General features: G+C 66.0%; 24 protein-coding genes and 2 tRNA genes. 8 read left to right on the forward strand and 18 right to left on the reverse strand.

Annotated features, from left to right (window positions below; all coding sequences use genetic code 11):
- Nucleotides 1-3 precede the first annotated feature (3 nt).
- From HV793_RS10055 to HV793_RS10075, 5 genes are all read right to left on the reverse strand, one after another.
- Entirely contained in the window at nt 4-771 is a 768-nt protein-coding gene (locus HV793_RS10055; protein ID WP_125470470.1) for a hypothetical protein, read from the reverse strand.
- Nucleotides 772-811: 40 nt separating this feature from the next.
- A complete protein-coding gene (locus HV793_RS10060; protein WP_225591442.1) occupies nt 812-2551 on the reverse strand; it encodes an ATP-binding cassette domain-containing protein in 1740 nt (579 codons plus the stop codon).
- Nucleotides 2552-2663: 112 nt separating this feature from the next.
- Nucleotides 2664-2739, reverse strand: a tRNA-Phe gene (locus tag HV793_RS10065).
- A 35-nt stretch (nt 2740-2774) separates the two neighbouring features.
- Nucleotides 2775-5273, reverse strand: coding sequence for a mechanosensitive ion channel family protein (locus HV793_RS10070; protein WP_119450263.1), 2499 nt, complete (start codon nt 5271-5273; stop codon nt 2775-2777).
- Between the two features lie 30 nt (nt 5274-5303).
- On the reverse strand, nt 5304-6257 hold the full coding sequence (locus HV793_RS10075; RefSeq protein WP_125470468.1) for a LysR substrate-binding domain-containing protein: 954 nt from the start codon (nt 6255-6257) through the stop codon (nt 5304-5306).
- A 154-nt stretch (nt 6258-6411) separates the two neighbouring features.
- Between HV793_RS10075 and HV793_RS10080 the strand changes: the two genes are divergently transcribed.
- Both HV793_RS10080 and HV793_RS10085 read left to right on the forward strand, forming a co-directional pair.
- Nucleotides 6412-7383, forward strand: coding sequence for a Bug family tripartite tricarboxylate transporter substrate binding protein (locus HV793_RS10080; protein WP_244958613.1), 972 nt, complete (start codon nt 6412-6414; stop codon nt 7381-7383).
- A 33-nt stretch (nt 7384-7416) separates the two neighbouring features.
- Entirely contained in the window at nt 7417-8049 is a 633-nt protein-coding gene (locus tag HV793_RS10085; protein ID WP_175213079.1) for an isochorismatase family protein, read from the forward strand.
- Between the two features lie 95 nt (nt 8050-8144).
- On the opposite strand, the gene HV793_RS10090 is transcribed toward HV793_RS10085, so the two are convergent.
- Nucleotides 8145-8220, reverse strand: a tRNA-Phe gene (locus HV793_RS10090).
- Between the two features lie 299 nt (nt 8221-8519).
- On the opposite strand from HV793_RS10090, the gene hemA reads away from it, so the two are divergent.
- From hemA to HV793_RS10115, 5 genes are all read left to right on the forward strand, one after another.
- Nucleotides 8520-9794, forward strand: coding sequence for a glutamyl-tRNA reductase (gene hemA / locus HV793_RS10095; protein WP_042796220.1), 1275 nt, complete (start codon nt 8520-8522; stop codon nt 9792-9794).
- A 90-nt stretch (nt 9795-9884) separates the two neighbouring features.
- Nucleotides 9885-10967, forward strand: a complete 1083-nt coding sequence (gene prfA, locus HV793_RS10100; protein WP_054457628.1) for a peptide chain release factor 1 — start codon at nt 9885-9887, stop codon at nt 10965-10967.
- 8 nt (nt 10968-10975) lie between these two features.
- Nucleotides 10976-11800: a peptide chain release factor N(5)-glutamine methyltransferase gene (gene prmC / locus HV793_RS10105; RefSeq protein WP_054457627.1), complete on the forward strand. Its 825-nt coding sequence runs from the start codon at nt 10976-10978 to the stop codon at nt 11798-11800.
- Nucleotides 11801-11894: 94 nt separating this feature from the next.
- Nucleotides 11895-12221 (forward strand): Grx4 family monothiol glutaredoxin, encoded by a 327-nt coding sequence (gene grxD, locus HV793_RS10110; RefSeq protein ID WP_042797530.1) that lies wholly within the window; start codon nt 11895-11897, stop codon nt 12219-12221.
- Between the two features lie 7 nt (nt 12222-12228).
- On the forward strand, nt 12229-12792 hold the full coding sequence (locus HV793_RS10115) for a UbiX family flavin prenyltransferase (protein WP_054457626.1): 564 nt from the start codon (nt 12229-12231) through the stop codon (nt 12790-12792).
- A gap of 76 nt (nt 12793-12868) precedes the next feature.
- On the opposite strand, the gene HV793_RS10120 is transcribed toward HV793_RS10115, so the two are convergent.
- From HV793_RS10120 to HV793_RS10145, 6 genes are read right to left on the reverse strand one after another with little or no spacing between them, the layout of a single operon-like run.
- Complete coding sequence (locus HV793_RS10120; protein WP_088159054.1) at nt 12869-13909, reverse strand: cyclase family protein; 1041 nt, start codon at nt 13907-13909, stop codon at nt 12869-12871.
- Between the two features lie 5 nt (nt 13910-13914).
- Nucleotides 13915-14694: a 3-oxoadipate enol-lactonase gene (gene pcaD / locus HV793_RS10125; RefSeq protein ID WP_175160896.1), complete on the reverse strand. Its 780-nt coding sequence runs from the start codon at nt 14692-14694 to the stop codon at nt 13915-13917.
- 19 nt (nt 14695-14713) lie between these two features.
- Complete coding sequence (locus HV793_RS10130) at nt 14714-15010, reverse strand: YciI family protein (protein ID WP_054459424.1); 297 nt, start codon at nt 15008-15010, stop codon at nt 14714-14716.
- Between the two features lie 13 nt (nt 15011-15023).
- Nucleotides 15024-15299 carry a muconolactone Delta-isomerase gene (catC, locus tag HV793_RS10135; protein WP_175213080.1) on the reverse strand — a complete coding sequence of 92 codons (276 nt, stop codon included), beginning with the start codon at nt 15297-15299 and terminating at the stop codon, nt 15024-15026.
- A gap of 52 nt (nt 15300-15351) precedes the next feature.
- Entirely contained in the window at nt 15352-15996 is a 645-nt protein-coding gene (locus HV793_RS10140) for a 3-oxoacid CoA-transferase subunit B (protein WP_013396545.1), read from the reverse strand.
- Complete coding sequence (locus tag HV793_RS10145; protein WP_013396544.1) at nt 15993-16682, reverse strand: 3-oxoacid CoA-transferase subunit A; 690 nt, start codon at nt 16680-16682, stop codon at nt 15993-15995. Before HV793_RS10145 ends, HV793_RS10140 begins: the two co-directional genes overlap by 4 nt.
- Nucleotides 16683-16827: 145 nt before the next feature.
- On the opposite strand from HV793_RS10145, the gene HV793_RS10150 reads away from it, so the two are divergent.
- Nucleotides 16828-17610 carry an IclR family transcriptional regulator gene (locus HV793_RS10150; RefSeq protein ID WP_054459426.1) on the forward strand — a complete coding sequence of 261 codons (783 nt, stop codon included), beginning with the start codon at nt 16828-16830 and terminating at the stop codon, nt 17608-17610.
- 47 nt (nt 17611-17657) lie between these two features.
- Here HV793_RS10150 and HV793_RS10155 read toward each other — a convergent pair whose 3' ends face one another.
- From HV793_RS10155 to HV793_RS10180, 6 genes are all read right to left on the reverse strand, one after another.
- The gene (locus HV793_RS10155; RefSeq protein WP_054459427.1) at nt 17658-18386 is read right to left on the reverse strand and encodes an SDR family NAD(P)-dependent oxidoreductase; all 729 of its coding nucleotides are present in this window, start codon (nt 18384-18386) and stop codon (nt 17658-17660) included.
- A 31-nt stretch (nt 18387-18417) separates the two neighbouring features.
- A complete protein-coding gene (locus tag HV793_RS10160) occupies nt 18418-19758 on the reverse strand; it encodes a short-chain fatty acid transporter (protein WP_054459429.1) in 1341 nt (446 codons plus the stop codon).
- Between the two features lie 180 nt (nt 19759-19938).
- Nucleotides 19939-20874 (reverse strand): 3-hydroxyacyl-CoA dehydrogenase NAD-binding domain-containing protein, encoded by a 936-nt coding sequence (locus HV793_RS10165; protein ID WP_175213081.1) that lies wholly within the window; start codon nt 20872-20874, stop codon nt 19939-19941.
- Nucleotides 20875-21153: 279 nt separating this feature from the next.
- Nucleotides 21154-23613: a TonB-dependent siderophore receptor gene (locus HV793_RS10170; protein WP_175160900.1), complete on the reverse strand. Its 2460-nt coding sequence runs from the start codon at nt 23611-23613 to the stop codon at nt 21154-21156.
- A 120-nt stretch (nt 23614-23733) separates the two neighbouring features.
- Nucleotides 23734-24735, reverse strand: a complete 1002-nt coding sequence (locus HV793_RS10175; protein ID WP_175213082.1) for a FecR domain-containing protein — start codon at nt 24733-24735, stop codon at nt 23734-23736.
- A 6-nt stretch (nt 24736-24741) separates the two neighbouring features.
- Nucleotides 24742-25263, reverse strand: coding sequence for a sigma-70 family RNA polymerase sigma factor (locus tag HV793_RS10180; RefSeq protein WP_054459437.1), 522 nt, complete (start codon nt 25261-25263; stop codon nt 24742-24744).
- Nucleotides 25264-25296: the final 33 nt, after the last annotated feature.

The raw sequence follows: 25296 nt of genomic DNA on the forward strand, positions 1-25296 counted from the left end.
CGGTCATTGGTTATCAGGCCATCGCGTAAAAATCGCATCCTGCTCCAGCGCGCGCTTGCGCCAAGCATTGAGCAGGTCGGCCAAAGCTTCGTGGGTCAGCCCGTAAGTTTCACCCAGGCTGGAATTGCGGCCGACGAAATGCTTGTTGAGCCCGGCAGTGCCGCTGCGTTCGACCGCAGCATCGTCGAAGACAATCAGCTTGGGCACCGCGCGGCTGGCTCTGATCACGTTGAACTCGCTGGTGTCTTGCCAGCGTATTGTCCTGCCGTTCCACACCTGTCGCGCTTGAAAGCCGTCGCGCCCCAGGCGCAGGCCGATGTCGTCCTTGGCGGCGCGCACCAGCAGCATGACCGCGCCGAGCAGAAAGAATGCGGCGCCCGGCCAGAGGATCAATTGCTTGAGAGGCGGCAGCGATTCCTGCAGCAGCATCCACAGGATCACGCCACCGAAGCCCGCGGACAGCAGCGAGAACGCCAGCAGCTTGCCTTTCGCGGCCTTGAGTTCCAGGGGGCCTGGGTACCGCGCCAGCAGTGTTGCGGCCGAGCGCGAGTCGCGCTGCAGCAGTTGCGGCCAGATCTGCAGGACGGCAGTCGCGGCGCAGACGCCGAAGAACAGCGTGACGGGAATGCCTGCATCGGCGCCGTCCCGGATCATTTGCGAGCCCAGGTAGACGAACGTCAGGCTGATCGCCAGGCAGACATAGAAGAGCAGATTCGCGAGCCGTCGACTGGGCTGGCGCTGTGCAGTTGGGGTGGCGGGCGGCTGTGTCATGGATGCTGAGTGTAGACGCCTGGTCGGCAGAGGGAGTTCATCAAGGCTGATGCCGGGCCAGCACTTCGTCGCGGGGGCCCGCATCCACCACGCGTCCGGCTTCCATCACCACGATGGTATCGAAACGGCTGAGCAGGCTGGGCCGGTGCACCGAGGCCACGATGCAAGCGGTCGGAAACGCGGCGTACATGCGGTCGAACACCCGGCCTTCGGCTTGCGGGTCGAGCGCGCTGGTGGGCTCGTCCAGCAGCAGCAAGGAGCTGCCCTGCGCGGCCAGCGCCCCGCGCGACAGGGCCAGGCGTTGGCGTTGCCCGCCGGACAGGTTGCTGCCCCGTTCATTCATCGGACTGGCGAGACCCTCGGGCATGCGTTGCAGCACTTCGTCGAACACGCCGGTATGCACGGCGGCTTGCAGCGCGGCCGCGTCGGCGGGTTCGCCGAAGGTGAGGTTTTCCTGCACGCTGGCTTCGAAGACTTCGGCTTCCTGCGGAATCAGCGTGGCCAGCGTGCGCAGTTCTGCCCAGTCCACCGGCTTGCCGTCGCGCAGCAGTTCGCCGTGTTGCGGCGGATAGAGTCCGGCAAGGGTGCGCAGCAGCGTGCTCTTGCCGCCGCCGCTGGCGCCGATCAGCGCGACGCGCGAGCCGCGCCGCAGCACCAGGTCGACGCCATGCAGGCCGCCGCGTCCTTCGTCCGAATAGCGCCAGGTGGCGCCGCGCAACTCCAGGGTCTGCCAAGGCGCGTCGGCTTGGACCGCGGGGACGGCGGCATTGGGGTTGCCCGGGGCCTGCCAGATGGGTTCGGCGCTGCTGTAGTCGGTGTGCATGCGCGCGAAGCTCTGGAAGTTGGAGGCGATGGCGCTGACCACGGACGCGGCCTGCTGGGCATATTGGTAGATCATGAAGATGGTGCCTAGCAATAGCGCCTGCCCGGGCTCGCGGTGCCGCAGCACGTACTCCACGACGAGGATCCAGGTGAGGCACATGCCCGCCAGGTCCACCACGCACCATTTCACTTCGTTGATCCACAGGGCGCGGCGCAAGGGCTTCATGACCGCCTGCAGGCGGCGGCCCAGGATCTTGCGCGAGGCGGCTTGCAGCCGCAGGCCGATCACGGTGCCGGCGTTGCTGACGAAATCGAGCAGCGCCGCGACGTAGCGGCGTTCCTGGTCGTTTTCGTCGCGGGCCAGCCGCATCAGCGCGAGGTCGAAGCGCAAGGTGACCAGGGCGATGATCAGGTAACCGCTTACGGCGATGATGCCGCTGACGTGGGACAGCAAGGTCAGCGCCACCAGCGGGCCGATGAAGTTCAAGGCGCTGTGCAGGTAGCCGTACATGCTGCGGGCAAAAGCGGCCAGTGCGCGGCTGGATTGCAATACGCGATGCTGCAGGTCGCCGGAATGCCTGCCGTCGCGCCAGGTCAACGGGGCGGCAGCGATGCGGGCATAAAGATCGTCGGCCTGCCGTTCGCGGACATGCACGCCCACATTGCCTTCGAGGACGCGTCCGGGGCCGTGGAATACCCAGGACATCATGTAGCTGCCAACCAGGAACAGGATCCACAAGCCGGCGGTGGGCATGTCGTTCTGCTGCAAGGCATTGATGGCGTGCGAGGCCAGCCAGGGCAGGGTCAGCTTGACCAGTTGCGCGCCCGACAGCAGCGCGATGGCGCCCATCAGCTGCCGCCGCGCGCCGTCGGCATAGTGCCAGAGCGCGCGACACAGCACGATCGCCGCGCGGCCCATGCCGACGGAGGAAGAGGGGGAAGAAGAATCAGGCTTCATCGCGTGGAGGGGAAGTCAGGGGGGGCACGGCATGATTATGCTATCCGACAGGCGCCACCGCGCTCCAAAGCAAAAAGCCCCGCCAAAGGCGGGGCCAAGTGCTTGAATTCATTGGTGGCCTGGGGCGGAATCGAACCACCGACACAAGGATTTTCAATCCTCTGCTCTACCGACTGAGCTACCAGGCCAACGCGAAAGTCCGCCACTATACACAATATCCGCGTCATGTGGGCGGCGGCCCGCCATCGGGCGCCGCGCGGCGGGCTTGCGCGAGGACGGCGCCGGCTTCCGGGGAAATGCTGCGCAGGTGCAGGTCGGTCTGCGGATAGGGGATCTCGATGCCGGCCTGCGTCAGCGCCTCGTACATCCGCGACAGCATGTCGCTGCGGATGGACATCCACTGATCGAAATCCGGCGTCCAGGCGCGGATGCTGAAATCCAGCGTGCTGGCGCCAAATCCCATGAAGAGCGCGATCGGAGCCGGCTGGGTGGAGACCCCCAGGGTGCCGCGCGCCACCGAGCCCAGCAGTTCGATGGCCTGCGCCGGGTCCGTGCCGTAGGCCAGGCCCACGTTGATCTCGATGCGGCGATTGCGGTCCAGCATGGTCCAGTTGGTCAGTTTTTCCGACAGCAGGGTGCCGTTGGGGACCACCACGTCGGCGCCTTCGAAAGTCCTGATGCGGGTCGCGCGCATCCCGATCTCGCGTACCTGACCGGAGGTTTCGCCGATTTCCACCACATCGCCGGGCTGGATGGGGCGCTCGAACATCAGGATCAGGCCCGACACGAAGTTGTTGACCACGTTCTGCAGGCCGAAGCCGATGCCCACGCCCAGGGCGCCCAGCACCAGGGCCAATTGGCTGGTCCTGACTCCGGCGGCCGACAGCGCCACTGCCAGTCCCAGCAGCAGCACCGAGTAGTAGGTCAGCGAGGCGATGCTGTTGCCCACGCCGCGCGGCAGCGGCATGCGCGCCAGCACTTCGTCGTGCAGCACCAGGCGGATCGCGCGCGCGGCCCAGAACGCGATCAGCACCGAGATCGCGAACACCAGGATGTTGCCCAGGCTGATGGTGATGTCGCCGAGCGCCAGCGTGTACGAAAGCACCTTCGTGGTGAAGGCGTAGGTCGCGCGCAGGATGCGGAAACGGTCCATCGTGTAGATGGCCCACCCCGCGACCGCGCTGGCCATCACCAGGCGGATCAACAATTGCACCAGCGGAGGAGCATGCTCGCGCGCGATGCGAAAGCGCGACACGCCGGGCCGCGCCAGCATCAGTTGCAGCAGGGTGACGATGATGGTGACCCCGGCGTAGAGCATCAGCCCGAAATAGCCGCTGCTGATGACGGCGCTGGTCAGCATCTCGGCCATCGACAGGTTGCCGATCAGGTTGGCGACGCCGGCAATGGCCAGCAGCGCCACCGCGGCCCAGGCGCCGATGCGCACGGCCCGGTGCAGCCGGCCGGGAGCCTGAGCAGCGCTGCCGCGGCGCTTGGCCCGGGCATGCAGCCACAGCGCCGTGGCCAGGGCCAGCAGGGTGATGACGAGGTTGTGCAGCCGGTACAGCGTTTCGCTGGCCAGGAAGAAAATGCCCAGCCGCTCGGCCAGATACAGGCCGGTGATGGCATAGGGCCACAGGTCCAACTGCTCGCGCGCGGTTGGCGGCAGCAGGCGCAGTACCGGGACGACCGCCAGCAGCAGGGCGATCTGCAGCACGATCAGCGGCGCGTCCGACTCCAGCAGCTGCACGCCCATCATGGCCAGCAGCAGCCAGGCTGACAGCGGGCGCCCAAGCACCCGCGCGGCCGTCTCGCTCATTTCGCCGGCCCGGATCGCGTGGCGGCTGTGCCAGGCCAGCCATAGCAACAGGGGTAGCAGCACCACTTGCAGCACGTGCAGGGCGAGCTGGTTGCCGGTATCGGCCGCCGCGTACTGGCGGGCGAAGCGCAATTCCATGTCCAGGCCGCTGCGCAGGTAGGCCTTTGCATCGCTGCGGGCGGTGGGCGTGAAGGTGGCGGCCCACAGCGGCGGTCCGTCCAGTTCGAGCAGGCGGGCATCGATGTAACGGATGGCGTCGGCCACCGAGCGCTGTCCGGCCTGGATGCGCTCTTCGACGGAGTTGGCGCGTTGGCCCAGCGCAATCTGGCGGCCCAGCGGCACCGATAACGCCTGTTCGGCCCGAGCCAATTGCGCGATGACCGAGTCCATCCGCGCGGTCAGGGCCGGCGGCAGATCGGCGGCGCCGGGGGCTCCCTTGAGCGCCTGCCAGGCTTCGCGGCGGCGCGCCAGCTCGGCGGCATCGCTGGCGTAGGCGGCGGTCGCCTGGCGCATGTCCTCCTGCCAGTCGGCGAAACGTCTCGCATCGAACATCCAGTGCCGCTCCAGGCTTTCCAGCCGCATGATCGGCAGGGTGCGCAATTGGGCCGGCAGGAATTGCTGGAGCTTTTCGTCCACGGACCGGGAAATCGATTCCAGGCGCGGCGCCAGCGAGTCGGTGGGGTCGGCCCCCGTGATGCGCTCCATGACGCTTTCGGCATAGCGGTGGTCGGTGTCCGCGCGCAGCGGGATCTCTGCCACCAGGATCGCGTGGGCTTGCGTGGAAGCCGGGGCGGGGGAGGTCGGCGCCGGCGCGGCGCCCTGCGCGTAGGGGGAACCGAGCAGGCTGGCCAGCAGTGCAATCAGACCGAAAAGCGCTTTTGCTCTTGCTGTTGCTTGGGCGCGCATGTCGCGGCTCCGGTGGATGGATGCGGCGGGCTACGGAGAGGGCGTCTTACGATATCGCGGAAGGCGTGCCAGGGAAAGAGGCGCGGGCATGGAATCCCTGGCCCATAGGCTGAGCGCGGCGGCGAATCCCAGCACGACCTGGCGGTCCTCGTCGGACCGGCGCATCAAATAGACGCTGGATGAAATCTGCGGCATATCTTTTTCATGGCCTAGTTCGCAGATCGCAACGGCATCGGCTCGCAGGCGCGCAATCGATTCGGGAACGATGGAGACGCCAAGCCCTGCCGCCACCAGATTGACCACGGCGGGCACTTCCACCACCTGTTGGACGATCTTCGGCTCGAAGCGCGAAAACAGGCAGGCTTGGTACACCGAGTCGGCAAAGATGGACGATCCAAGGCGGAAGAAGACGAAATCCTCGTTCTTCAATTCGTGCAGGCGCAGCCGCTTGCGATGCGACAGCGGGTGGCCGGGGGGCAGCACCACGACCGACGAATCGTGCCACAGCAGCTCGGCGGAGAACGCTGGATCTGCAGGGATGCCGCGCGAGAGGCACAGGTCCAGGCGCCTGTCCTGCAGCCCTGTCAGCTGATCGGCCGGCGGCATTTCCTTTAAGGACACGTCCACCCGCGGCCGCTCCTGTCGGAACTCGCGTATGAACTGCGGCAACGTGCCCAGGAAGTGCGACCCGGTCAGGCCCAGCGTCACGCACCCTTCCAGGCCCTGCGCCACGCGTTGTACCTGAAGCCTGGCTTCGTCCAGGCGATCCAGCACGGCGTGGACATGGGGCAGCAGCACGCTGCCCGCTTCACTGAGTTGGACGCTTCTGCTGGTGCGTATGAAAAGACGCACGCCGAGGTCGTCTTCGAGGTTGCTGAGTTGCTGGCTGAGCGGCGGTTGCGAAATGTGCAGCTTCTGGGCCGCTTTCGTGAAGCTCTGTTCTTCTGCAATCGCCGCGAAGTACCGAAGCTGCCGCAAGTCCATGGCTGGGCGTTCCGTCCAATTTATTTGGAAACACTATAGATGATTCCTTAATTCGTATTGGACGATATTGATCCCGGTGTCGAGAATTCCGATCAACCTGGTTGTTTCAGTCGCAGCATGGAAGTTCCACGTCAACTCGAACGAATGGGTAAAGATGAAAAAGACACTGAGTTTCTTTGCGCTGAGTTTTGCCCTGGCTATTACCCAGTCTGGCGCCGTCCATGCCCAGGGCTATCCGGCCAAGGCCGTTACGGTCATTGTTCCGCACGGACCGGGAGGGGCCAACGACGCGGTTGCCCGGCCCTTCGCCCAGAAAATCGGCGAGCGCCTGCATCAGGCCTTCGTGGTGGAGAACCGGGCGGGCGCCGGCGGCAATATCGGCATTGGCGTATCGGCGCGCGGCAGCCAGGACGGATACAACCTGCTGTTGACCGTGGGCAGCAGCTACACGATCAGCCCGTTCGTCTACAAGACCGTGCCGTTCGACCCCAAGAAGGACTTCGAGCCCATCGGCCTGGTGGCGACGGCTCCATATGTCTTGATCGTCAATCCGGAGTTGCCGGTAAAGACCGTGCAGGAGCTGATTGCATTGGCGAAAAGCAAGCCGGGCCAACTGCACATGGCGTCCGCGGGCAACGGCACGCTCGATCATCTGCTCGGCGAAATGTTCAAGCGGGCGGCAGGCGTCGACATGCTGCACATCCCTTACAAGGGGGCCTCTGCCGCCAATACGGACATGGTGTCTGGCCGGGTGTCGGTGACTTTCACGAGCTGGCCCAGCGTCATGTCTTTCGTCCATGCCGGCAAGCTGCGCCTGATCGCGGTCGCGTCGTCCGAGCGTTCGTCGTTGCTGCCGGACGTGCCGACCATTGCGGAGACCGTGCCCGGCGTTGCCGCCATGTCCTGGTATGGCCTGTTCGCCCCGGCCGGAACCCCGGCTGATGTCGTCGCAACGCTGCGCCGCGAGACTTCGGACGTACTTGCGGACAAGTCGTTTCAAGCCAGCTTGAAAGCCCAGGGCGCGGAAGCCGGGAAGGCAACTCCCGCTCAGTTCTCCGAACTGATCGACACGGACCTGAAGACGTGGTCCGGAATCATCGAGCAGACCGGCGCCCGCGTGGAATGACGGCGGCCAAATCCTTCTGTTTTGGAGTTTCGCATGAGCAGTGCAGCGGAAAACTACAAGGGCGTGTGGGGGCACCGAGTCGGCTTTGGCGACAAGGCGGCGCTACTGCTCGTCGACTTCGTGCAAGCCTACACGCGTGAAGAGTCGCCCATGTTTGGCGCGGGCGTCGTGGACGCCGTGGCGCATGGCGCGGAAATCCTGCGCGCGGCGCGCGATGCCGGCATGATGGTAATCCACACCACGATCACGCACCGGTCCGGCACGTTGGCCGACGCCGGCGCCTGGTATCGCAAGTCCCCCATTCTTGAACTGTTCCAGCACGCGCCCTACAACGAGTTCTGTGGCGGCGTGGAACCCTTGCCCGGCGAGATCGTCCTGCACAAGCAGTACGCCAGCAGTTTTTTCGGCACCAGCCTGGCCAGCACGCTGACGGCGGCCAGGGTCGACACCCTGATCGTGCTCGGCTGCTCCACAAGCGGCTGCGTGCGGGCGACGGCGGTGGATGGCGTGCAGTATGGCTTGAACGTGATCGTGGTGCGGGAGGGGGTCGGGGACCGCCATCCGGATCCGCATGAAGCCAATCTCTTCGATATCGACAGCAAGTACGGGGACGTAGTGGCCAAGCGGGACGCGCTCGAATTCATCCGCGCGCATCGGGCGGCGTAGCGATTCGGACTGCCGTCGGAGGGCCAGAAGGCGGAACGCTATCGGCGATAAAAACAAAAAGCCCCGCCAAAGCGGGGCTCGTTGCTTGAATCTTTTGGTGGCCTGGGGCGGAATCGAACCACCGACACAAGGATTTTCAATCCTCTGCTCTACCGACTGAGCTACCAGGCCAACGAAGTCCGCAACTATACACAATTTTTGAGGCTTGCGCCAGTCGGAGGAGAAAATCCTGAGATATGTCGTTTCCCGGCCGGGCCGCCGCATGAATCATGGGCTGACTGTTGGTCAGACGGCACGAAAGGTGCGACCCAGGGTCGCGCCCCGGGGGTGAAATGGCCTGGGGATAACCCGCAGGGGTATAATGATTAGCGGTCTGACGCTGCTCCAGGTTTGAATATCCCGGTGCGGCGCCTCGTTCTTAGTGGCAGTACTTAACGCTTACGCGCGGATGGCCCGGCCATCCTTCCCACATGTCGGTAGCTGTCCTTGCCTTCGGTCTGAATCACACGTCCGCGCCGGTTTCGGTCCGCGAGCGTGTTTCCATGCCCGTCGATCTGGTGAAGCCCGCGCTGGAAGGCCTGCGCTCGGCATTCGGCGGCTCGGTCCGCGAAGCCGCCATCCTGTCCACCTGTAACCGCACCGAAATCTATTGCGCCGCCGACGGCCACGTGGCCGATCAGCTGCCCGCCTGGCTGGCTGATTACAACCGCCTGGACGCCGGCACGCTGCGCCCGCATCTATACCGTCATCATCAGGACGACGCCGTGCGTCACGCTTTCCGCGTGGCCAGCGGCCTGGATTCCATGGTGCTGGGCGAAACCCAGATCGTGGGCCAGATGAAGGACGCCGTGCGCGCGGCCGGCGAAGCCGGCTCGCTGGGTACCTTGCTGCACCAGATGTTCCAGCGCACCTTCTCGGTGGCCAAGGAAGTCCGGTCGCAGACCGCCATCGGCGCGCAGTCGGTGTCCATGGCCGCCGCCGCGGTGCGCCTGGCCGAGCGCGTGTTCGGCAATCTGGACCAGGCCCGCACGCTGTTCATCGGCGCGGGCGAAATGATCGAATTGTGCGCCACGCACTTCGCCGCGCAGCGTCCGCGCAGCATGGTGGTGGCCAACCGCACGGCCGAACGCGCCGAGGTCCTGGCCAACCGCTTTGCGGCCAGCACCATGAAGCTGTCGGACCTGACCGACCGTCTGTCCGAGTTCGACGTCATCGTTTCCTGTACGGCAAGCTCCCTGCCCATCCTCGGTTTGGGGATGGTGGAACGGGCCACGCGCCTGCGCCGCCACCGCCCCATGGTCATGATCGACCTGGCCGTGCCGCGCGACATCGAACCCGAGGTCGGCCGCCTGGACGACGTCTATCTGTATTCGGTGGACGACCTGGGCCGGCTGGTGCAGACCGGCACGGACGCGCGCCGCGCGGCCGTGGTGCAGGCCGAAGCCATCATCGAAACCCGCGTCCAGGGCTTCATGCACTGGATGCAGTCCCGCGAAGTGGTGCCCGTCATCCGCGACCTGCACCAGGCCGCCGAGGACGTGCGCAGCGCCGAGCTGGAACGGGCCCGCCGCCTGCTGGCGCGGGGCGAATCGCCGGAAGCCGTGCTGGAACAACTGGCCCACGGCCTGACTCAAAAGTACCTGCACGGCCCGCTGGCGGCCCTGAACCGCAGCGAAGGCGACGACCGCAAGCAACTGCTTGCCTGGATGCCGCGCCTGTTCCCCGGCCGCGACTCCCGCCGTTAGCGACTCTGCCCCACGTCCCGCCTCCTGGCGGGCGTTCGTCTTTTGGGCGCCCGCTATCCGCTTTCCCGCTTTTCTTTTTGGTCATTCCCCATGAAATCTTCCATGCGCAGCCGGCTGGAGCACCTGTGTCACCGCCTGATCGAGGTCGACGCGCTGCTCGCCGAACCGGAAACCGCGTCCGACATGGACCGTTTCCGCAAGCTCTCGCGTGAACGCGCTGAACTGGAACCCGTGGTTGAGGCGTTCACCGCCTTTGCCCGCACCGAGGATGATCTGGCCGCGGCGCAAGAAATGCTGTCCGACCCGGACCTGAAATCCATGGCCGAGGACGAGATCAAGTCCGGCCGCGTCAAGCTCGAGGAACTGGAAGGCGCATTGCAGTTGCTGCTGTTGCCGCGCGACCCCAACGACGGGCGCAGCGTGTTCCTGGAAATCCGCGCCGGCACGGGCGGCGATGAAAGCGCGCTGTTCTCGGGCGACTTGCTGCGCATGTATACGCGCTACGCGGAACAGCGCGGCTGGCGCGTGGAACTGATGTCCGAAAGCGCATCCGAGCTGGGCGGCTACAAGGAAGTGATCGCACGCATCGACGGCGATGGCGCCTATGGCCGCCTGAAATTCGAGTCCGGCGCGCACCGCGTGCAGCGCGTGCCTGCCACCGAGGCGCAGGGCCGCATCCACACCTCCGCCTGCACGGTGGCCATCATGGCTGAAGCGGACGAGATGTCGGAAATCGTCATCAACCCCAGCGACCTGCGCATCGACACCTTCCGCGCCAGCGGCGCGGGCGGCCAGCACATCAACAAGACCGATTCGGCGGTGCGCATTACCCACTTGCCGACGGGGCTGGTGGTGGAATGCCAGGATGACCGGTCCCAGCACCGCAACAAGGACAAGGCCATGCAGGTGTTGGCCGCGCGCCTGAAGGACAAGGAAACCCGCGAACGGCAGAGCAAGGAAGCCGCCGAGCGCAAGAGCCTGATCGGTTCGGGCGATCGCTCCGAGCGCATCCGCACCTACAACTTCCCGCAGGGCCGCGTGACCGACCACCGCATCAACCTGACGCTGTACAAGCTGCAGCAGATCATGGAAGGCGATCTGGAAGAGCTGACCGGCGCCTTGATCTCCGAACACCAGGCCGAGCAGCTGGCGGCCCTGGGCGACGACATCTGAGCCCGGCCATGACGCCGCCCCAGCTGAAAAGCCTGCTGCTCGACACGCGCCTGCCCCGCCTGGAGGTGCGCATGCTGCTGGAGCACGTGCTGGCCAAGCCGCGCGCCTGGCTGCTGGCGCACGATACCGACCCCTTGCTGCCTGAAACGGCCGCGGCCTACGAGGCCCTGGCCCAGCGGCGCCTGGCCGGGGAACCCATGGCCTATCTGCTGGGCCACCGCGAATTCATGGGTCACCGCTTCCGCGTGACCCCGGACGTGCTGATTCCGCGCCCGGACACCGAGGTGCTGGTGGAGACCGCGCTGGAATGCCTGGCCGGCCTGGCCGCGCCCGCGGTGCTGGACCTGGGTACGGGAAGCGGCGCGATCGCCATTTCGATTGCGCTGGCGCGCCGCGACGCCCGGGTGATGGCGTCCGACGTCAGCTCCGCCGCGCTGGCGGTCGCCGCCGGCAACGCCTGGGACCTGGCCGCATCCGTGCGCCTGGTCGAAGGCAGCTGGTACGAGGCCGTGCCAGCCGGCGAGGGCTTCGACCTGATCGTGTCCAATCCGCCCTATGTGGCCTGCGACGACCCGCACCTGGACCAGGGCGACGTGCGCTTCGAGCCGCGCGGGGCGCTGACCGACGGCGCGGGCGGTCTGGAAGACCTGGCCCGCATCGTCCAGGGCGCCGGCCGTCACCTGAAACGGGGGGGATCCCTGTGGATGGAGCATGGCTGGGACCAGGCACAAGCCGTGCGGGGCCTGCTGGCCGCGGCCGGATTCCAGGACGTGCACAGCCGCCAGGACCTGGCCGGCATCGAGCGTATTTCCGGCGGCCGGCTGCCCGCCTGACCGCATTCCCGGCGGGACGCCCGGGGTATCCGGGCGAATTTTCCCGCTGTACCTATAATTGGCGTATTCCGTTATGCCTGTCCAAGAGACCACCATGAGCGACGTTCAAGAATTCATCCGCGAAACCGTGACCCAGCACCCCGTCGTGCTGTTCATGAAGGGCACCGCCCAGTTCCCGCAATGCGGCTTTTCCGGCAAGGCCATTCAGATCCTGAAGGGCTGTGGCGTGAAGAAGCTGGTCACCGTCAATGTGCTGGAGGACGACGAAGTCCGCCAGGGCATCAAGGAATTCTCCAACTGGCCCACGATTCCGCAGCTGTACGTGGCCGGCGAGTTCATCGGCGGCTCGGACATCATGAACGAGATGAACGAATCCGGCGAACTGAAGACGCTGCTGGACCAGTCCGGCGCAACGGCCTGATCAGCCCATGCGGCGACTGGTCATCGGCATCACGGGCGCCACGGGCTCCCTGTACGCCGTGCGCATGCTGCAGGCATTGCGCGGCGTGGACGATGTCGAAACGCATCTGGTGGTGTCGGCCTCCGGCGTGCTGAACATCAAGCACGAGCTGGACGTCAGCCGCCATGATGTCTATGCCCTGGCCGACCACGTGCACAGCGTGCGCGACGTGGGCGCTACGCTAGCCAGCGGCGCGTTCCAGACGGCCGGCATGGTCATCGTGCCGTGCTCCATGCGCACGCTGGCGGCCGTGGCCCACGGCCTGTCGGATAACCTGATTACCCGCGCCGCCGACGTGACCCTCAAGGAGCGCCGGCGCCTGGTGATGATGGTGCGCGAGACGCCCTTCAACCTGGCGCACCTGCGCAACATGACTGCCGTCACCGAAATGGGCGGCATCGTGTTTCCGCCGCTGCCCGCGTTTTACCACCGGCCCGCCTCCATCGAAGAGATGGTGGACCATACCGTGGCGCGGGTGCTGGAGCTGTTCGACATCATCGTGCCCGGACCGCATTGGGAAGGCATGAAGTAGCGATCGCCGCATCAAAAAAAAGAGCTCCAGGTCTGGAGCTCTTTTCATTTGCGCGATGGCGCCGGGTTGCTGGCGATTACACCGTTGCGATCGGCGTGACCGGCGAACCGATTGCATGCGGCAGGCGCAGGGGCGGGGCGGTCAGCATGAAGTGGTGCCGGCCGTTGGCGTGCAGCCAGTCCGCCAGGTCCTTCAGGTACCAGAGTTCCGCCAGCGGCAGTCCCAGCTTGAACAGGCAATGGTGGTGCAGCGGCAGCATGGCGCGCGGGCCAGTTTTCTCGCGCGCGGGATAGGCTTCCACGGCGTAGTTGTCGGCGCAGATGGCGGCGATGCCGCTGTCCGTGATCCATTGCAGCAGCGCCTGGTCGGTGCCGTCCAGCGCGGCGCCGTAGGTGTGCAGCGTCTCGGCGTCGGGCGTGCCGTTCATGGCGACCACCGCTTCGGCGTAGCCGGTGCGCAGCACCAGCATGTCGCCGGTTTCGACGCTGATGCCGTCCGTCTTCAGTACATGCATCAGTTCCGCATGGCCGATCAGTGTGCGGCCGGGGCCGTAGTGGCGCAACAGGTCCACCAGCACGCCGCGGCCCTGCATGCCCTTCTGCGCCAGGTTTTCCACGCCCAGCTTCAGCGCCGCCGACGGGCCGCCGCTGTTGCAGCCGCAGCCGGTATGGTCGCCGTCGGCCGGGCCGACGACGTCCACGCCGGCCTGGTAGCCGTTGTAGTAGCGCAGTTCGGGCTTGCCGTCGCCGTCGGCGTCGAACAAGGCGCCCACGTGGGCCAGCGCGTCCCATTGCGTCGAATACTGCATCGACAGCAGCACCTGGTCATCGCTGAGCACGTCCACCGCGTCCGGGTTGACGTTGCGCAGCGGGAAGTTCAGGTAGGGCGTGTCCGCCAGGCGCGTGGGGCTCAGTTGCGGCGGATGACGGCGCGGGTTGAGCACGTTGCCGCCGGGCAGGTCCAGCGGCAGCGACAGGCAGAAGGTCTTGCCGGCGCGGATTTCACGCGCGCCTTTCAGGACTTGTTCTTCGGTAATGAGGTTCAGGCGGCCGAGTTGGTCGTCGTGCCCGAAGTCGCCCCAGTTGGAGCCTTCGGGCCGGTTTTTCCAGCGCTGCATGCCGCTTACCCCTTCAGGAAGTCGACGACCGTGCGGGTGAAGACTTCGGGTTGCTCCCAGTTCGAGATATGGGAGGTGTTCATTTCGAAGTAGCGCGCGCCGGGGATGGCCTCAGCCAGTTCACGGCCTTGGGCCGGGGTGGCGGCCAGGTCGTGCGTGCTGCTGATGACCAGCGTGGGCGCCTTGATCGAGGCCACTTGTTCGCGGAAGTCGGCGTCGCGCAGCGCGGCGCAGTTGCCCGAGTAGCCAGCGTCCGGCGTGCGTCGCAGCATGTCGATCAGCACCTGGGTCAGGCCAGGCTCGGCCGCGCGGTAGCTGTCGGTGAGCCAGCGTTCGACCAGCGTGGGCGCCATCTTTTCCAGGGTCTGTTCGGCGACCGCGGCGATGCGGGCGCTCCAGCCTTCGGCCGAGCCGATGCGCGCGGCGGTGTTGCAGAGGATCAGCTTGTCCAGCAGTTCGGGACGCGCCAGCGCCAGCCACAGGCCGGTGGGGCCGCCCATCGACAGGCCGCAGAAGTGCGCGCGCTTGATGTTCAGGTGCGCCAGCAGTTCGGCGACGTCGTTGCCCAGCTGCTCGAAGCTGTATTCGCCCTCGGGGATCGACGACTTGCCGTGGCCGCGGGTGTCGTAGCGCAGCACGCGGAAGTGCTTGCTCAGTTCGGGAATCTGGCGGGCCCACATGTCGGAGCAGGTGCCCAGCGAGTTGGAGAGCACGAGCACCGGCGCGTCGGCGGGGCCATCGATGACGTAGTACAGCCGTGCCTGGCTGAGATCGGCGTAAGACATGCGGGTTTATTCCTTGCGTTTACAGGTGGCAGACGCCGTCGACATAGGCCTTGCGCCAGCGCGTGATGGTCACGCGCTCGAACAGATTGGCCTGGGAGAACGGGTCGGCGTCGATGAACTGCTGCGCGGCTTCGCGCGTTTCCAGGGCCACGATGTAGAGGCCGCCGCCGGCGTCCTTGCCGTCGTCCTGCAGCTTGGCGCCGCAGGCCAGCAGCAGCTGCTTGTTCGCGTCCAGGTATTCCAGGTGCGCGGCGCGATGCTGCTGGCGCACTTCCTGGTGGCCGGGCTTGTCGAAGGTTTCGATGATGTAGGGCATCAGCCGCTCCTGGTCAGATTGCCGAGGGGTGGCGCGCCAGCGCCGTGACGTTGATGTCCATGTACGGGAACAGCGGCAGCGAGGACAGCAGCGTGTGCAGCTCGTCGTTGCTTTCGACCTCGAAGATGCTGACGTTGGCGTAGCGGCCGGCCACGCGCCACAGGTTCTTCCACTTGCCGTCGCGCTGCAGCTGCTGCGCCAGGGCCTTTTCGTCGGCCTTCAGCTTGTCGGCGCGGTCGGCGGGCATGTCGACGGGAAGATTGACTTGCATTTGAACCATGAACAACATGATGACTCTCTCCTGTAAAGCCGCTCCGGCGATGCCGGAGCGCGCACAAAATTCAGCGGGAAAACTTCAGCGGCAGGCCGGTAAGGCGCAGCAGCTCGTCGGCGGTGGTGTCGCCGAACATGTCGATGACGGTCACGCCGTCGGCGCGGATGTCGAACACCGCCACGTCGGTGTACACGCGCGACACGCAGCGCACGCCGGTCAGCGGATAGGTGCAGGCCTCGACCAGCTTGCTCTGGCCTTCGCGGGTCTGCAGTTCCATCATCACGAACACGTCCTTGGCGCCGATCGCCAGGTCCATCGCGCCGCCCACGGCGGGAATCGCGTCGGGCGCGCCGGTGTGCCAGTTGGCCAGGTCGCCGTGCTGCGAAACCTGGAAGGCGCCCAGCACGCAGATGTCCAGGTGGCCGCCGCGCATCATCGCGAACGAGTCGGCGTGATGGAAGAACGAGCAGCCGGGCAGTTCCGTCACGGGCTGCTTGCCGGCGTTGATCAGGTCGTAGTCTTCCTCGCCCTTGGCGGGGGCGGGGCCCATGCCCAGCATGCCGTTTTCGGTGTGCAGGATGACTTCGCGGTCCGCCGGCAGATGGTTGGCTACGAGCGTGGGCAGGCCGATGCCCAGGTTCACGTAGGCGCCTTCAGGAATGTCCTGCGCCACGCGGGCGGCGATCTGGTCGCGGGTCAGTTTGGTGCTCATTGCTGCTCCTTGGCGGCCGGGGTGGCTGCGATCTGCACGACGCGTTTCACGAAGATGCCGGGGGTCACGACGGTTTCCGGGTCCAGCTCGCCCAGTTCGACCACTTCACGCACCTGCGCCACGGCCACGCGCGCCGCGCTGGCCATGATGGGGCCGAAGTTGCGGGCGGTCTTGCGGTAGACCAGGTTGCCCCAGCGGTCGCCGCGTTCGGCTTTGATGAGCGCGTAGTCGGCGTGCAGCGGGTACTCCAGCACGTACTGGCGACCGTTGATCTCGCGGATTTCCTTGCCGTCGGCCAGCGGCGTGCCGTAGCCGGTGGGCGTGAAGAACGCGCCGATGCCGGCGCCGGCGGCGCGGATGCGCTCGGCCAGGTTGCCCTGGGGCACCAGTTCCAGCTCGATCTTGCCGCTGCGGTACAGGCCGTCGAAGATCTGCGAATCCACCTGGCGCGGGAACGAGCAGATGATCTTGCGCACGCGGTTGGCGCCCAGCAGGGCGGCCAGGCCGGTGGTGCCGTTGCCGGCGTTGTTGTTGATGATGACCAGGTCCTTCGCGCCCTGCTCCAGCAGGGCGTCGATCAGTTCCATGGGCTGGCCGGCGGTGCCGAAGCCGCCGATCATGACGGTGGCGCCGTCGGGTACGTCCGCCAGGGCGGCCGCCGCGCTTGCAACAAGCTTAGAAATCATGATGTTTGCTCATAGGTGGCGTGTCATAATTTGTTCTTAATTAGAACTTTCGTTCTTCTGAAGAACATCGTTTCATGGGGATGAGCCGGGCGTCAAGGCGAGCCGGCGCGGCGTCATCCCCATTTACTCTTTTCGCGGTAGACGGATGGCCGAGCAAGATACCCAGCAACCCAGCGACAGCTACGTGCAGTCCTTCGCGCGCGGCTTGTCCGTGATCCGGGCCTTCGGCCCCGACCGTTCCGAGATGACTTTGTCCGAGGTCGCGGCCGTGACCGGGCTGACTCGCGCCGGCGCGCGCCGCATCCTGCTGACGCTGGAGCACCTGGGCTACGTCACCGTCGACGACCGCAAGTTCTCGCTGACCCCGCGCATCCTGGAGCTGGGCTACGCCTACCTGTCCGGCACGCCGCTGTGGAACCTGGCGTTGCCGTACATGGAAGAAGTGGCCGAGCAGACGCGGGAGTCGTGTTCCGTTTCGGTGCTGGAAGGCGCGGACATCGTCTACATCCTGCGCCTGTCCACGCACAAGGTCATGACCATCAACCTGGCCGTGGGCAGCCGCCTGCCGGCCTGGGCGACCTCGATGGGCCGCGTGTTGCTGGCGGGGCTGACGGAGCCGGAGCTGGACCGGGTGCTGGCGCTGAGCCAGATCCAGTCCTACACCCCGCACACCGTCACGGACATCGCGGAGTTGAAGCGCGTGCTGGCCGGCGTGCGCGCCGACGGCTACGCCTGCGTCGCGCAGGAGCTGGAGCCGGGGCTGCAGTCGGTGGCCGTGCCCATCATGGACCGCAGCGGCCGCGTGATCGCCGCGATGAACGTCAGCGGCCATGCCAACCGCTTTACGCGCGAGGAAATGCTGGCGGCGTTTCTGCCGCCATTGCGCCGCGCGGCCGACCAGATCAACCACGCCCTGCTTCGCCGTTAGGCGGGGCAGGGGAGAGACGAGGGCGGCTGGCGTGCGCATGGCGGATCTCAGATGGGCGCGACGCCCAGCGTCGTGCCGCCGCAGACGTACAGCATCTGGCCGGTGACGAAGCCGTTGTCCGGCGACAGGAAGAACATCGCGGCGCGCGCCACGTCTTCGGGCGTGCCCAGGCGCTTGACCACGATGCTGTTGATGATGCGTTCGGTCTGCGGCGCGCCTGCCGGATTGCTCTTGGTGAACAGATCGGTGGCGATGGGGCCGGGACCGATGGCGTTGACGGTGATGCCGTCGCCGCCCAGTTCCATGGCCAGCGTGCGGGTCAGGCCCACCAGGCCGGCCTTGGTGGCCGAATAGACCACGCGGTCCGGCTTGCCCAGCGCGGCGCGCGACGACATGTTCACGATGCGGCCGAAGCCGGCTTCGCGCATGGCGGGCAGCGCGGCCTGCACCAGGATCAGCGCGGTGCGCAGGTGCAGGTTGACCACGTAGTCCAGGTCCGCGAGCGTGGCCGTGTCGGCCGTGCCCGGGCGGGTCGCGCCGGCGTTGTTGACCAGGCCCACGATGTTGTAGGCCGCGGTCACTTCGCGGGCCACTTCCTTGGTGCGCGCTTCGTCGGTCAGGTCGGCCTGATAAGACACCAGCCCCGCGGGCGGATTCTCGGGCAGCTTGTAGTCGATGTTGACGACCTTGTGTCCCGCATCCAGCAGCATGCGGATGATCGCAGCCCCGATCCCGGCGCTGCCGCCGGTCACGAGATACGCAGTAGGTTTGCTCATATCGGTTCCGTTCCTAGAGTAAGCGCGCCGGTCAGTGGGTCAGATAACCCCAAAGGAGGACGGCGGTGATGTGGATCACGCCGACCCACAGCATCATGATGACGGTATAGCCCATCACGTCGCGCAGCTTGAGCTTGGACAGCGCCAGCGCGGGCAGGATCCAGAAGGGCTGCACCAGGTCGTTCCAGGCGTTGCCCAGCATGACGGCCATGGTGGTCTGGTTCAGCGCGCTGCCGATTTCCTTGGCGGCGTCGATCATGAACGGACCCTGGATGACCCAGTGGCCGCCGGCCGAAGGCGCAAAGAAGTTGATGACGAACGAGCTGATCAGGCCCCAGAACGGCAGCGACTCGGGCGTGGCCACGTCGACGAACACTTGCGAGATCGTGGTGACCAGGCCGGAGGCGGCCATGATGGCCATGATGCCGGCGTAGAAGGGGTACTGCAGGATGATGCCGGAGATCGTCTTGATGCCTTCGGTCAGCTTGGCCACGTAGGCGGCCGGCGTGCCCAGCAGGATGATGCCCAGGAACAGGATGATGAAGTTGATCAGGTTCAGGTCCAGCGAACCGCCGTCCATGAAGTGGAAGGTCACGTAGGCGATGCCCAGCGCGCCGATCAGCAGGCTCAGGATGCGGCTGTTGTTCAGCTTGGAGGCGATGGTGCCTTTTTCCAGCATGTCTTCGGCGGCGCTGGACGTGTTGGCGTCGCGGTCGATGGCCGGGTCCACTTCAACGATCTTCTCGCCCTTCTTGGGGTGCAGCCAGGCGTTGAGCAGCGGCAGCGTCACGATGATCACCAGGCTGGTGATCAGCATCGGCACCGAGAAAATGGTTTCCGACAGCGGGATGGTGCCCATCTGCTTGGCGGTGGGGTGATTGGGGGTGGCGACCAGCACGGGGATGCTGGCCGACAGGCCCAGGCCGTACATGGTGAAGCCGCTGTAGGCCGCGGCGATGATCAGGGGGTAGTGCACGCCCTTGACCTTCAGCGCCAGCTTCTTGGCGACGATGCCGCCGATGACCAGGCCGAAGCCCCAGTTCAGGTAGCTGCCGATGCCGCCGACCAGCGTCGCCACGATGATGGCGGTGTGCGGCTTGTGCACGTGGCTGACGATGCGGTTGAGCATGCGGTCGGTGAGCGGCGCCGTGGCCAGCACGTAGCCCATCGCCAGGATCACGGCCATCTGGGTCGTGAAGGCCAGGAGGCTCCAGAAGCCGTTGCCCCAGGCGCGCGTGATGTCGCCGATGCCCTTGCCCTCGACGCCCATGGCCAGCAGCACGGTGAGCAGGGTCAGCGCGATCGCGAAGACGAAGGGGTCGGGCAGATACTTGCGCATCAGCTCCGTAAAGAATGAAGCCAGTTTATTCATGGTGCCTCCTACAAACTCCGGTAAGGCTAAGTTTTCTCGCGTCTTGCGCCGCCCGGCGCCGGGTGTCGGCGGGGGCGGGTGGGACGATTGCTTTCTTTGTGTGGTTGGGCTTGTGGCCCGCTGGCGCTGGTGGCGGGATGCCCCGCGCCTTATGTAGTGAATGCTTTGCTTGCGCGGCCGTCAGGAGCTGCTGGCCTTGCCGTTGAGCCAGTCAGCCAGTTCGCCTAGCGCGGCGCTTTTCTCGCGCAGCACGCGCTCGCGGCGTTCGCGGCTCCAGGTGTAGAAGCCCTGGCCGCTCTTGGCGCCGATCTGGCCGCTTTCGACCTTGCTCTTCAGGAGTTCGGAAGGTTCGGTGCGGTTTTCCAGGTCTTTGTAGAGATAGCTGGCGATCGCGTAGTGCACGTCGATGCCGTTCATGTCGCGCTGTTCCAGCGGTCCCGACAGGGCCAGGCGGATGCCCAGGCTCCACTTGACCACTTCGTCGATGTCCTCGGCGCTGGCCACGCCTTTCTCCAGCAGCGAGATGGCCTCGCGTGCCAGGGCGTGCTGGATGCGGTTGGCGATGAAGCCGGGGATGTCCTGGCGCACCAGCACCGGACGCTTGCCGGCGTAGCGCAGCGTGGCCATCACCCGGGCGACCGTGTCCTCGGAGGTGCCGTTGTTGCGCACCACTTCCACCAGCGGAATCACGTCGGCGGGCGTAAAGAAATGGGTGCCCACGAAACGGTCGCGCCGCACTACCGCGCTGGCGATGGCGTTGATGGACAGGCCGGAGGTGTTGGTGGCGAAGAGGGTGTGCGCGGGGCACAGGGAATCGAGCTTGGCGAAGATGCCGCGCTTGAGCTCCAGGTTCTCGGGCACGGCCTCGATCACCAGGTCGCTGTTGCAGGCCGCTTCCAGCCCCGGTGCGACTTGAATGCGCTGCATCGCTTCCTGGACGTTGCCCGGGGCATAGACATTCAACTGGCGGTCTATGGTCTGCAGCGCGCGGTCCAGCGCGCCTTCCATCGGGTCGATCAGGACGACGTTCAATCCCTTCGAGGCGAACAGCGCGGCGATGCCGCTGCCCATGGCGCCTGCGCCGACGATGGCGAGATTCTTGAGGGGAGTATCCATGATGGTTCGCTCGGTGCTGACACGCCGGGCTTGCGGGCGGGCACGTGCGGAACCAGGATGCTTTCTGTCTCTTCCGGGTGTGCCTTCCTGTGCGCCTGGCCAGAAAAATCTTTATGTTCTATATACGAACATTTGTGCGTATATAGAATTTCTGAAAGAGATAGTACTAAAAGTCGCGGGGGGCGGACAAATGGGGGATTTTGGGTGTCCGGCTGGTGGACGGTGCGCAGGCAGGGGACGCCGGCCCGCGCTCTGGCGCGAGCGCGGGCCGGCCTGACCTCACCAGCGGTAGGTGGCGGTGCCGATCACCCGGCGCGGTTCGCCGTAGAAGCAGCCGTAGGTGCAACTGCCGATATAGGTCTTGTCGGTCAGGTTGGACGCGTTCAGCGCGAACTTCCATGGCCCCGTCGCGTAGCTGATCATGGCGTCGAACAAGGTGAAGGATGGCACCTCCACCGGCATGCCGTGCGCCATGCCGCGGGTGCTGCCCACATAGCGCAGGCCAGCGCCGATTCTCAAGCCAGGCAGGCCGAAGTCGCCGAAACCATAGTCGCCCCATAGCGAGAACTGGTTGTAGGGGACCGAGCTCAGGCGCTTGCCTTCCTCGTCGGGTTGCAGGGGGCTGGCCTTGAGCGTGCGCGCGTCGGTGTAGGCGTAGGCGGCGATCAGGTTGGCATTGCGGCCGATGCGGGTGCGCGCCTCCAGTTCCAGGCCGCGGGTCCGCGCCTCGCCGGCCTGTATCTGATAGGACGTGTCCAAGGGGTCGGTCACGGTCATGTTCTTGCGGGTCAGTTGGTAGACCGCCGCCGACAGCATTGTGTCCGAGCCGGCGGGCTGGTAGCGCAGCCCGGCTTCGTACTGCTGGCCGGTGGTGGGCTGGAAGCGGCTGCCCTGGCGGTCCTGGCCGCTGGTAGGCTCGAATGACTCGCTATAGCTGAGGAACGGCGCCAGCCCGTTGTCGGCCAGGTAGACCAGGCCGGCGCGGCCGGTGAAGGCCTTGCTCTTTTCGCCGTCCGCATATTTTTCGTCGGTGAAGAAGTTGTGCTCGTCGACCGTGACCCAATCCTGTCGTCCGCCCAGCAGGACGACCCATTTGTCGGCGATCTTGATCTGGTCCTGAACGTAGATGCCCAGGCGCTTCATGTCGGTGACGGAGGAGGACCCGGGGAACGGCGCGACGGGGCCTAGCGGCATGCCATACACAGGATCGTAGAGGTCGATGTTGTTGTTGCTGCGGATATAGCGTTCGGTTTCGTGTTTGGGCAGCGAGTAATCGATGCCCGCCAACAGCGTGTGGCGCACCATGCCGCTGCCCACCTCGTATTGCAAGGACGTATCGGAGATCAGGGCGGAGGAGCGATCCCAGCGTGGCATGGCGCCGCGATCGGCGGTCCAGCGCTGGTCGGGCGCGAGCTGCCAGATGTCGGTGGAGTGATAGGTGCTGTCCGCATGGAAATAGCGCGCACTGTTGCGCAGCTTAAGCTGGCTGTTGAAGGCGTGTTCGAACAGATAGCCGATCGAATAGCGTTCCATGTTGAACTTGTCGAAACCAGGCTCGCCGGTAAAACGATTGCGTGGGATCCGGCCGTTGACGTTGGGGAGCACCGTGCCTTGCGCCGGCAGGCCATAAACGTAGACGGTGTGGTCCTTCTGGTATTCCGCAAGCAGGGTCAGCGAGGTGGCGGCGCTTGGCTGCCACGTGATGGCAGGCGCGATGTAGGTCCGATCGTCAGGAACATGGTCGATGAACGTATCGCTCTCGCGCAGCAAGGCGGTCAATCGGTACGACCACTTGCCATCTTCATCGAGCGCGCCGCCGAAATCGCCGGAGATCTGCTTGCGGCTGTAGTTGCCCGCTTCAACGTTCAGTTCGCGCAGCGGCTCCACGGTGGGGCGTTTGCTGACCGTATTGATGATGCCGCCGGGCGACGCGGAGCCGTAGAGGACGGAGGATGCGCCCTTGAGGAACTCGATGCGCTCCAGCCCATACACCTCCTGCCGCCCGTTGTAGATGTTCACGGTGTACAGCATGCCGTCGCGGTAGTAGTTGCCCAGGTTGCTGCGGAAGCCCCGCAGGAACAGGCTGTCAGACGTGCGGTCCATGCCTTCAGCGCGGCTGACGCCCGCCACGTAGCCCAGCGCATCTTGAATGCTCTGCGATTTCAGGGTGTCGATTTCCTCCGCGCCCACGACCGAGATCGATTGCGGCGTTTCGATGATGGGCGTGTCGGTGCGGGTGCCGGTCGCGCTGAGCCGGGCCGCGTAGCCATGCAGGGGGCCGGTGGCGGTCTCCGCGGCCTGCGCGGTGACGGTCACGGCTTCGAGAGTGGTGGCGTCGTGGTGCGACGCCGGCGCGGGGCGCAGCGTGTAGCTGCCGTTGCTTTCCGGCAGGGCTTGCAGGCCTTGACCGCGCAGCAATTCACCGAAGCCTTCGCGCACCGAATAGCTGCCTGACAGGCCGTTGCTGCGCTTTCCATGCAGCAGCGCGGCGTCCATGCTCAGTTCTACGCCGGCCGCGCTGGCGTAGGCATTGAGCACCTGGCTCAGCGGGCCGCCGGCGATGTCGTAGCTGCGCCTGGTCTCGACGCTCTGCGCCTGCGCGGTGGCGGTCGCGCCAGGGATGACGCAGAACGCCACGCTGAGAAACAGCGCCAGGCGCATCAGGCGGGGAATCGCGGGGCGGAGCGCTGGCGTGGCTGGCGCGTGGGAATGGGACCTGGGCTGCGGGTGACGGGACATTGGGTGATGCCTTGCGGTTCGTGCTGGAGATGAAAGGGGGTCACCCTATATCCCGAGCAAGAACGCCGAATCCGCAATTGCCGCCTCGAAAAGTTTGTAACGGCGACAGCCGATTGGCCGTCATTGCGCTGCCTGCACTGTCACCCAGTAGCGCGTCCGGTAGCTCACCGCCACCGGCAGAGCCCGCGTGAGGTTGTCCAGCGCCCGGCCCGTGTTGCGTACGGAAAAGACGCCGCTCACCAGCAGGCCCGCAACCTCGGGATCGCAGCGCAGCAGGCCTGGCCGGTAGCGGGCCAGTTCTGCCAGGAATTCGTCCAGGCGCATGGCATCGGCCACCAATACCCCGCGGCTCCAGGCCGCCGCGCTTTCCTGCGCAGGACTAGGTGCCGCGGCCCCGCCTGACGAAAAGCGCGAACCCTGGCCGGCTTGAAGCAGGACTGCCTGTTCCGGTGCGCCGAGGGGACGGATTTCCACGGCGCCTTCGAACACGGCCACGCGGGAGGTTTCGGTATCGTCCCTGACCGAGAATCGGGTGCCCAGGGCCTGGATGGAGCCGTGGCGGCTGCGCACCCGGAACGGCCGGGCCATGGCTGCCAGATCTGGCGCGGTTGCTACCAGGATTTCTCCGGCGTGCAGCACCACCACGCGTTCGTCCGCGGTGAACCTGAGGTCGATGGCGGTCGCGGTGGACAGCGTCACGCTGGACCCATCCGGCAGGGTGATGGTCCGGATTTCGCCAGTGCCGCTGCGGTAGTCGGCCGTTGCGGTTTGCCAGGAGTCGGTGCCGCGCAGGATGTAGCCCACGCCCACGATGGTTGCGCCCAGCCCCAGCAGGCTGATCGCGCGGCGCCGCGAGACGCCAGCCGGGCGTTTGCGCAGAGCGTGGCTGGCGGCCTGCGGCGATACGCTGCCGAGCTTGTCCTCGAATTCCAGCAGCCGTTGCCAGGCCAGTTCATGGTCGGCATGTTGCGCGCGCCAGCGGGCGCAGTCGGACTGGTCGGTGGGGTTGACGTCTTCCGACCACAAGCGCGCCATCCATTCGGCTGCCCGCTGCACGATGGCGGGGTCGATGGCCCGATTCAAGCCCTGGGGATTTGACGGAATGCCGGGCGTGGCGGACATGCCCGGTCAGCCGCCAGGGGGCGCGTGCAGGGCCTGGTAGCAGGCCAGCAGCGCGGAAGCCACGTATTTCTCCACCGACGACACCGACACGGCCAGCCGCGACGCGATGTCGCGGTAGCTCAAACCGTCCAGTTTGCGCAGCAGCAGCGCCTCGCGCGCCTTGGCTGGCAGGCTCTGCAGCACGGCGTCGATCTCGACCAGGGCTTGTACCGCCATGGCGCGGGCTTCTTCCGACGGCGCATGCGCCTGCGGCAGACCGGCGAGGGCTTCGAGATAGGCGGCCTCGATCTGGCGGCGGCGGTAGAGGTCGATCACCAGGCCGCGGGCGACCTGCGCCAGATGCTGGCGCGACTGGTGCGGTTCGGGCAGCCGGCCAGTGTGCAGGATGCGCAGATAGGTGTCGTGCGCCAGATCCGCCGCGTCGAACGCATTGCCCAGCCTTCGACGCAGCCAGCTTCTCAGCCAGCTGTGATGATCGGCATACAGGCCTTCGATGCCCTGCTGCGCTGCGGATTGGTTGGTCGACATGCGGGCCCCTGCAACGCGCGAAGGCGGCAAAAA

Origin of the sequence: Achromobacter aegrifaciens (genome assembly GCF_902859965.1) — a bacterium.
Lineage (GTDB): Bacteria > Pseudomonadota > Gammaproteobacteria > Burkholderiales > Burkholderiaceae_B > Achromobacter > Achromobacter aegrifaciens.

What these genes read in the sequence shown, in the direction of transcription:
- HV793_RS10055 (WP_125470470.1), bottom strand. Translation starts at nt 771, where the DNA reads ATGACACAGCCGCCCGCCACCCCAACTGCACAGCGCCAGCCCAGTCGA.
- HV793_RS10060 (WP_225591442.1), bottom strand. Translation starts at nt 2,551, where the DNA reads ATGAAGCCTGATTCTTCTTCCCCCTCTTCCTCCGTCGGCATGGGCCGC.
- HV793_RS10070 (WP_119450263.1), bottom strand. Translation starts at nt 5,273, where the DNA reads ATGCGCGCCCAAGCAACAGCAAGAGCAAAAGCGCTTTTCGGTCTGATT.
- HV793_RS10075 (WP_125470468.1), bottom strand. Translation starts at nt 6,257, where the DNA reads ATGGACTTGCGGCAGCTTCGGTACTTCGCGGCGATTGCAGAAGAACAG.
- HV793_RS10080 (WP_244958613.1), top strand. Translation starts at nt 6,412, where the DNA reads ATGAAAAAGACACTGAGTTTCTTTGCGCTGAGTTTTGCCCTGGCTATT.
- HV793_RS10085 (WP_175213079.1), top strand. Translation starts at nt 7,417, where the DNA reads ATGAGCAGTGCAGCGGAAAACTACAAGGGCGTGTGGGGGCACCGAGTC.
- hemA (WP_042796220.1), top strand. Translation starts at nt 8,520, where the DNA reads ATGTCGGTAGCTGTCCTTGCCTTCGGTCTGAATCACACGTCCGCGCCG.
- prfA (WP_054457628.1), top strand. Translation starts at nt 9,885, where the DNA reads ATGAAATCTTCCATGCGCAGCCGGCTGGAGCACCTGTGTCACCGCCTG.
- prmC (WP_054457627.1), top strand. Translation starts at nt 10,976, where the DNA reads ATGACGCCGCCCCAGCTGAAAAGCCTGCTGCTCGACACGCGCCTGCCC.
- grxD (WP_042797530.1), top strand. Translation starts at nt 11,895, where the DNA reads ATGAGCGACGTTCAAGAATTCATCCGCGAAACCGTGACCCAGCACCCC.
- HV793_RS10115 (WP_054457626.1), top strand. Translation starts at nt 12,229, where the DNA reads ATGCGGCGACTGGTCATCGGCATCACGGGCGCCACGGGCTCCCTGTAC.
- HV793_RS10120 (WP_088159054.1), bottom strand. Translation starts at nt 13,909, where the DNA reads ATGCAGCGCTGGAAAAACCGGCCCGAAGGCTCCAACTGGGGCGACTTC.
- pcaD (WP_175160896.1), bottom strand. Translation starts at nt 14,694, where the DNA reads ATGTCTTACGCCGATCTCAGCCAGGCACGGCTGTACTACGTCATCGAT.
- HV793_RS10130 (WP_054459424.1), bottom strand. Translation starts at nt 15,010, where the DNA reads ATGCCCTACATCATCGAAACCTTCGACAAGCCCGGCCACCAGGAAGTG.
- catC (WP_175213080.1), bottom strand. Translation starts at nt 15,299, where the DNA reads ATGTTGTTCATGGTTCAAATGCAAGTCAATCTTCCCGTCGACATGCCC.
- HV793_RS10140 (WP_013396545.1), bottom strand. Translation starts at nt 15,996, where the DNA reads ATGAGCACCAAACTGACCCGCGACCAGATCGCCGCCCGCGTGGCGCAG.
- HV793_RS10145 (WP_013396544.1), bottom strand. Translation starts at nt 16,682, where the DNA reads ATGATTTCTAAGCTTGTTGCAAGCGCGGCGGCCGCCCTGGCGGACGTA.
- HV793_RS10150 (WP_054459426.1), top strand. Translation starts at nt 16,828, where the DNA reads ATGGCCGAGCAAGATACCCAGCAACCCAGCGACAGCTACGTGCAGTCC.
- HV793_RS10155 (WP_054459427.1), bottom strand. Translation starts at nt 18,386, where the DNA reads ATGAGCAAACCTACTGCGTATCTCGTGACCGGCGGCAGCGCCGGGATC.
- HV793_RS10160 (WP_054459429.1), bottom strand. Translation starts at nt 19,758, where the DNA reads ATGAATAAACTGGCTTCATTCTTTACGGAGCTGATGCGCAAGTATCTG.
- HV793_RS10165 (WP_175213081.1), bottom strand. Translation starts at nt 20,874, where the DNA reads ATGGATACTCCCCTCAAGAATCTCGCCATCGTCGGCGCAGGCGCCATG.
- HV793_RS10170 (WP_175160900.1), bottom strand. Translation starts at nt 23,613, where the DNA reads ATGTCCCGTCACCCGCAGCCCAGGTCCCATTCCCACGCGCCAGCCACG.
- HV793_RS10175 (WP_175213082.1), bottom strand. Translation starts at nt 24,735, where the DNA reads ATGTCCGCCACGCCCGGCATTCCGTCAAATCCCCAGGGCTTGAATCGG.
- HV793_RS10180 (WP_054459437.1), bottom strand. Translation starts at nt 25,263, where the DNA reads ATGTCGACCAACCAATCCGCAGCGCAGCAGGGCATCGAAGGCCTGTAT.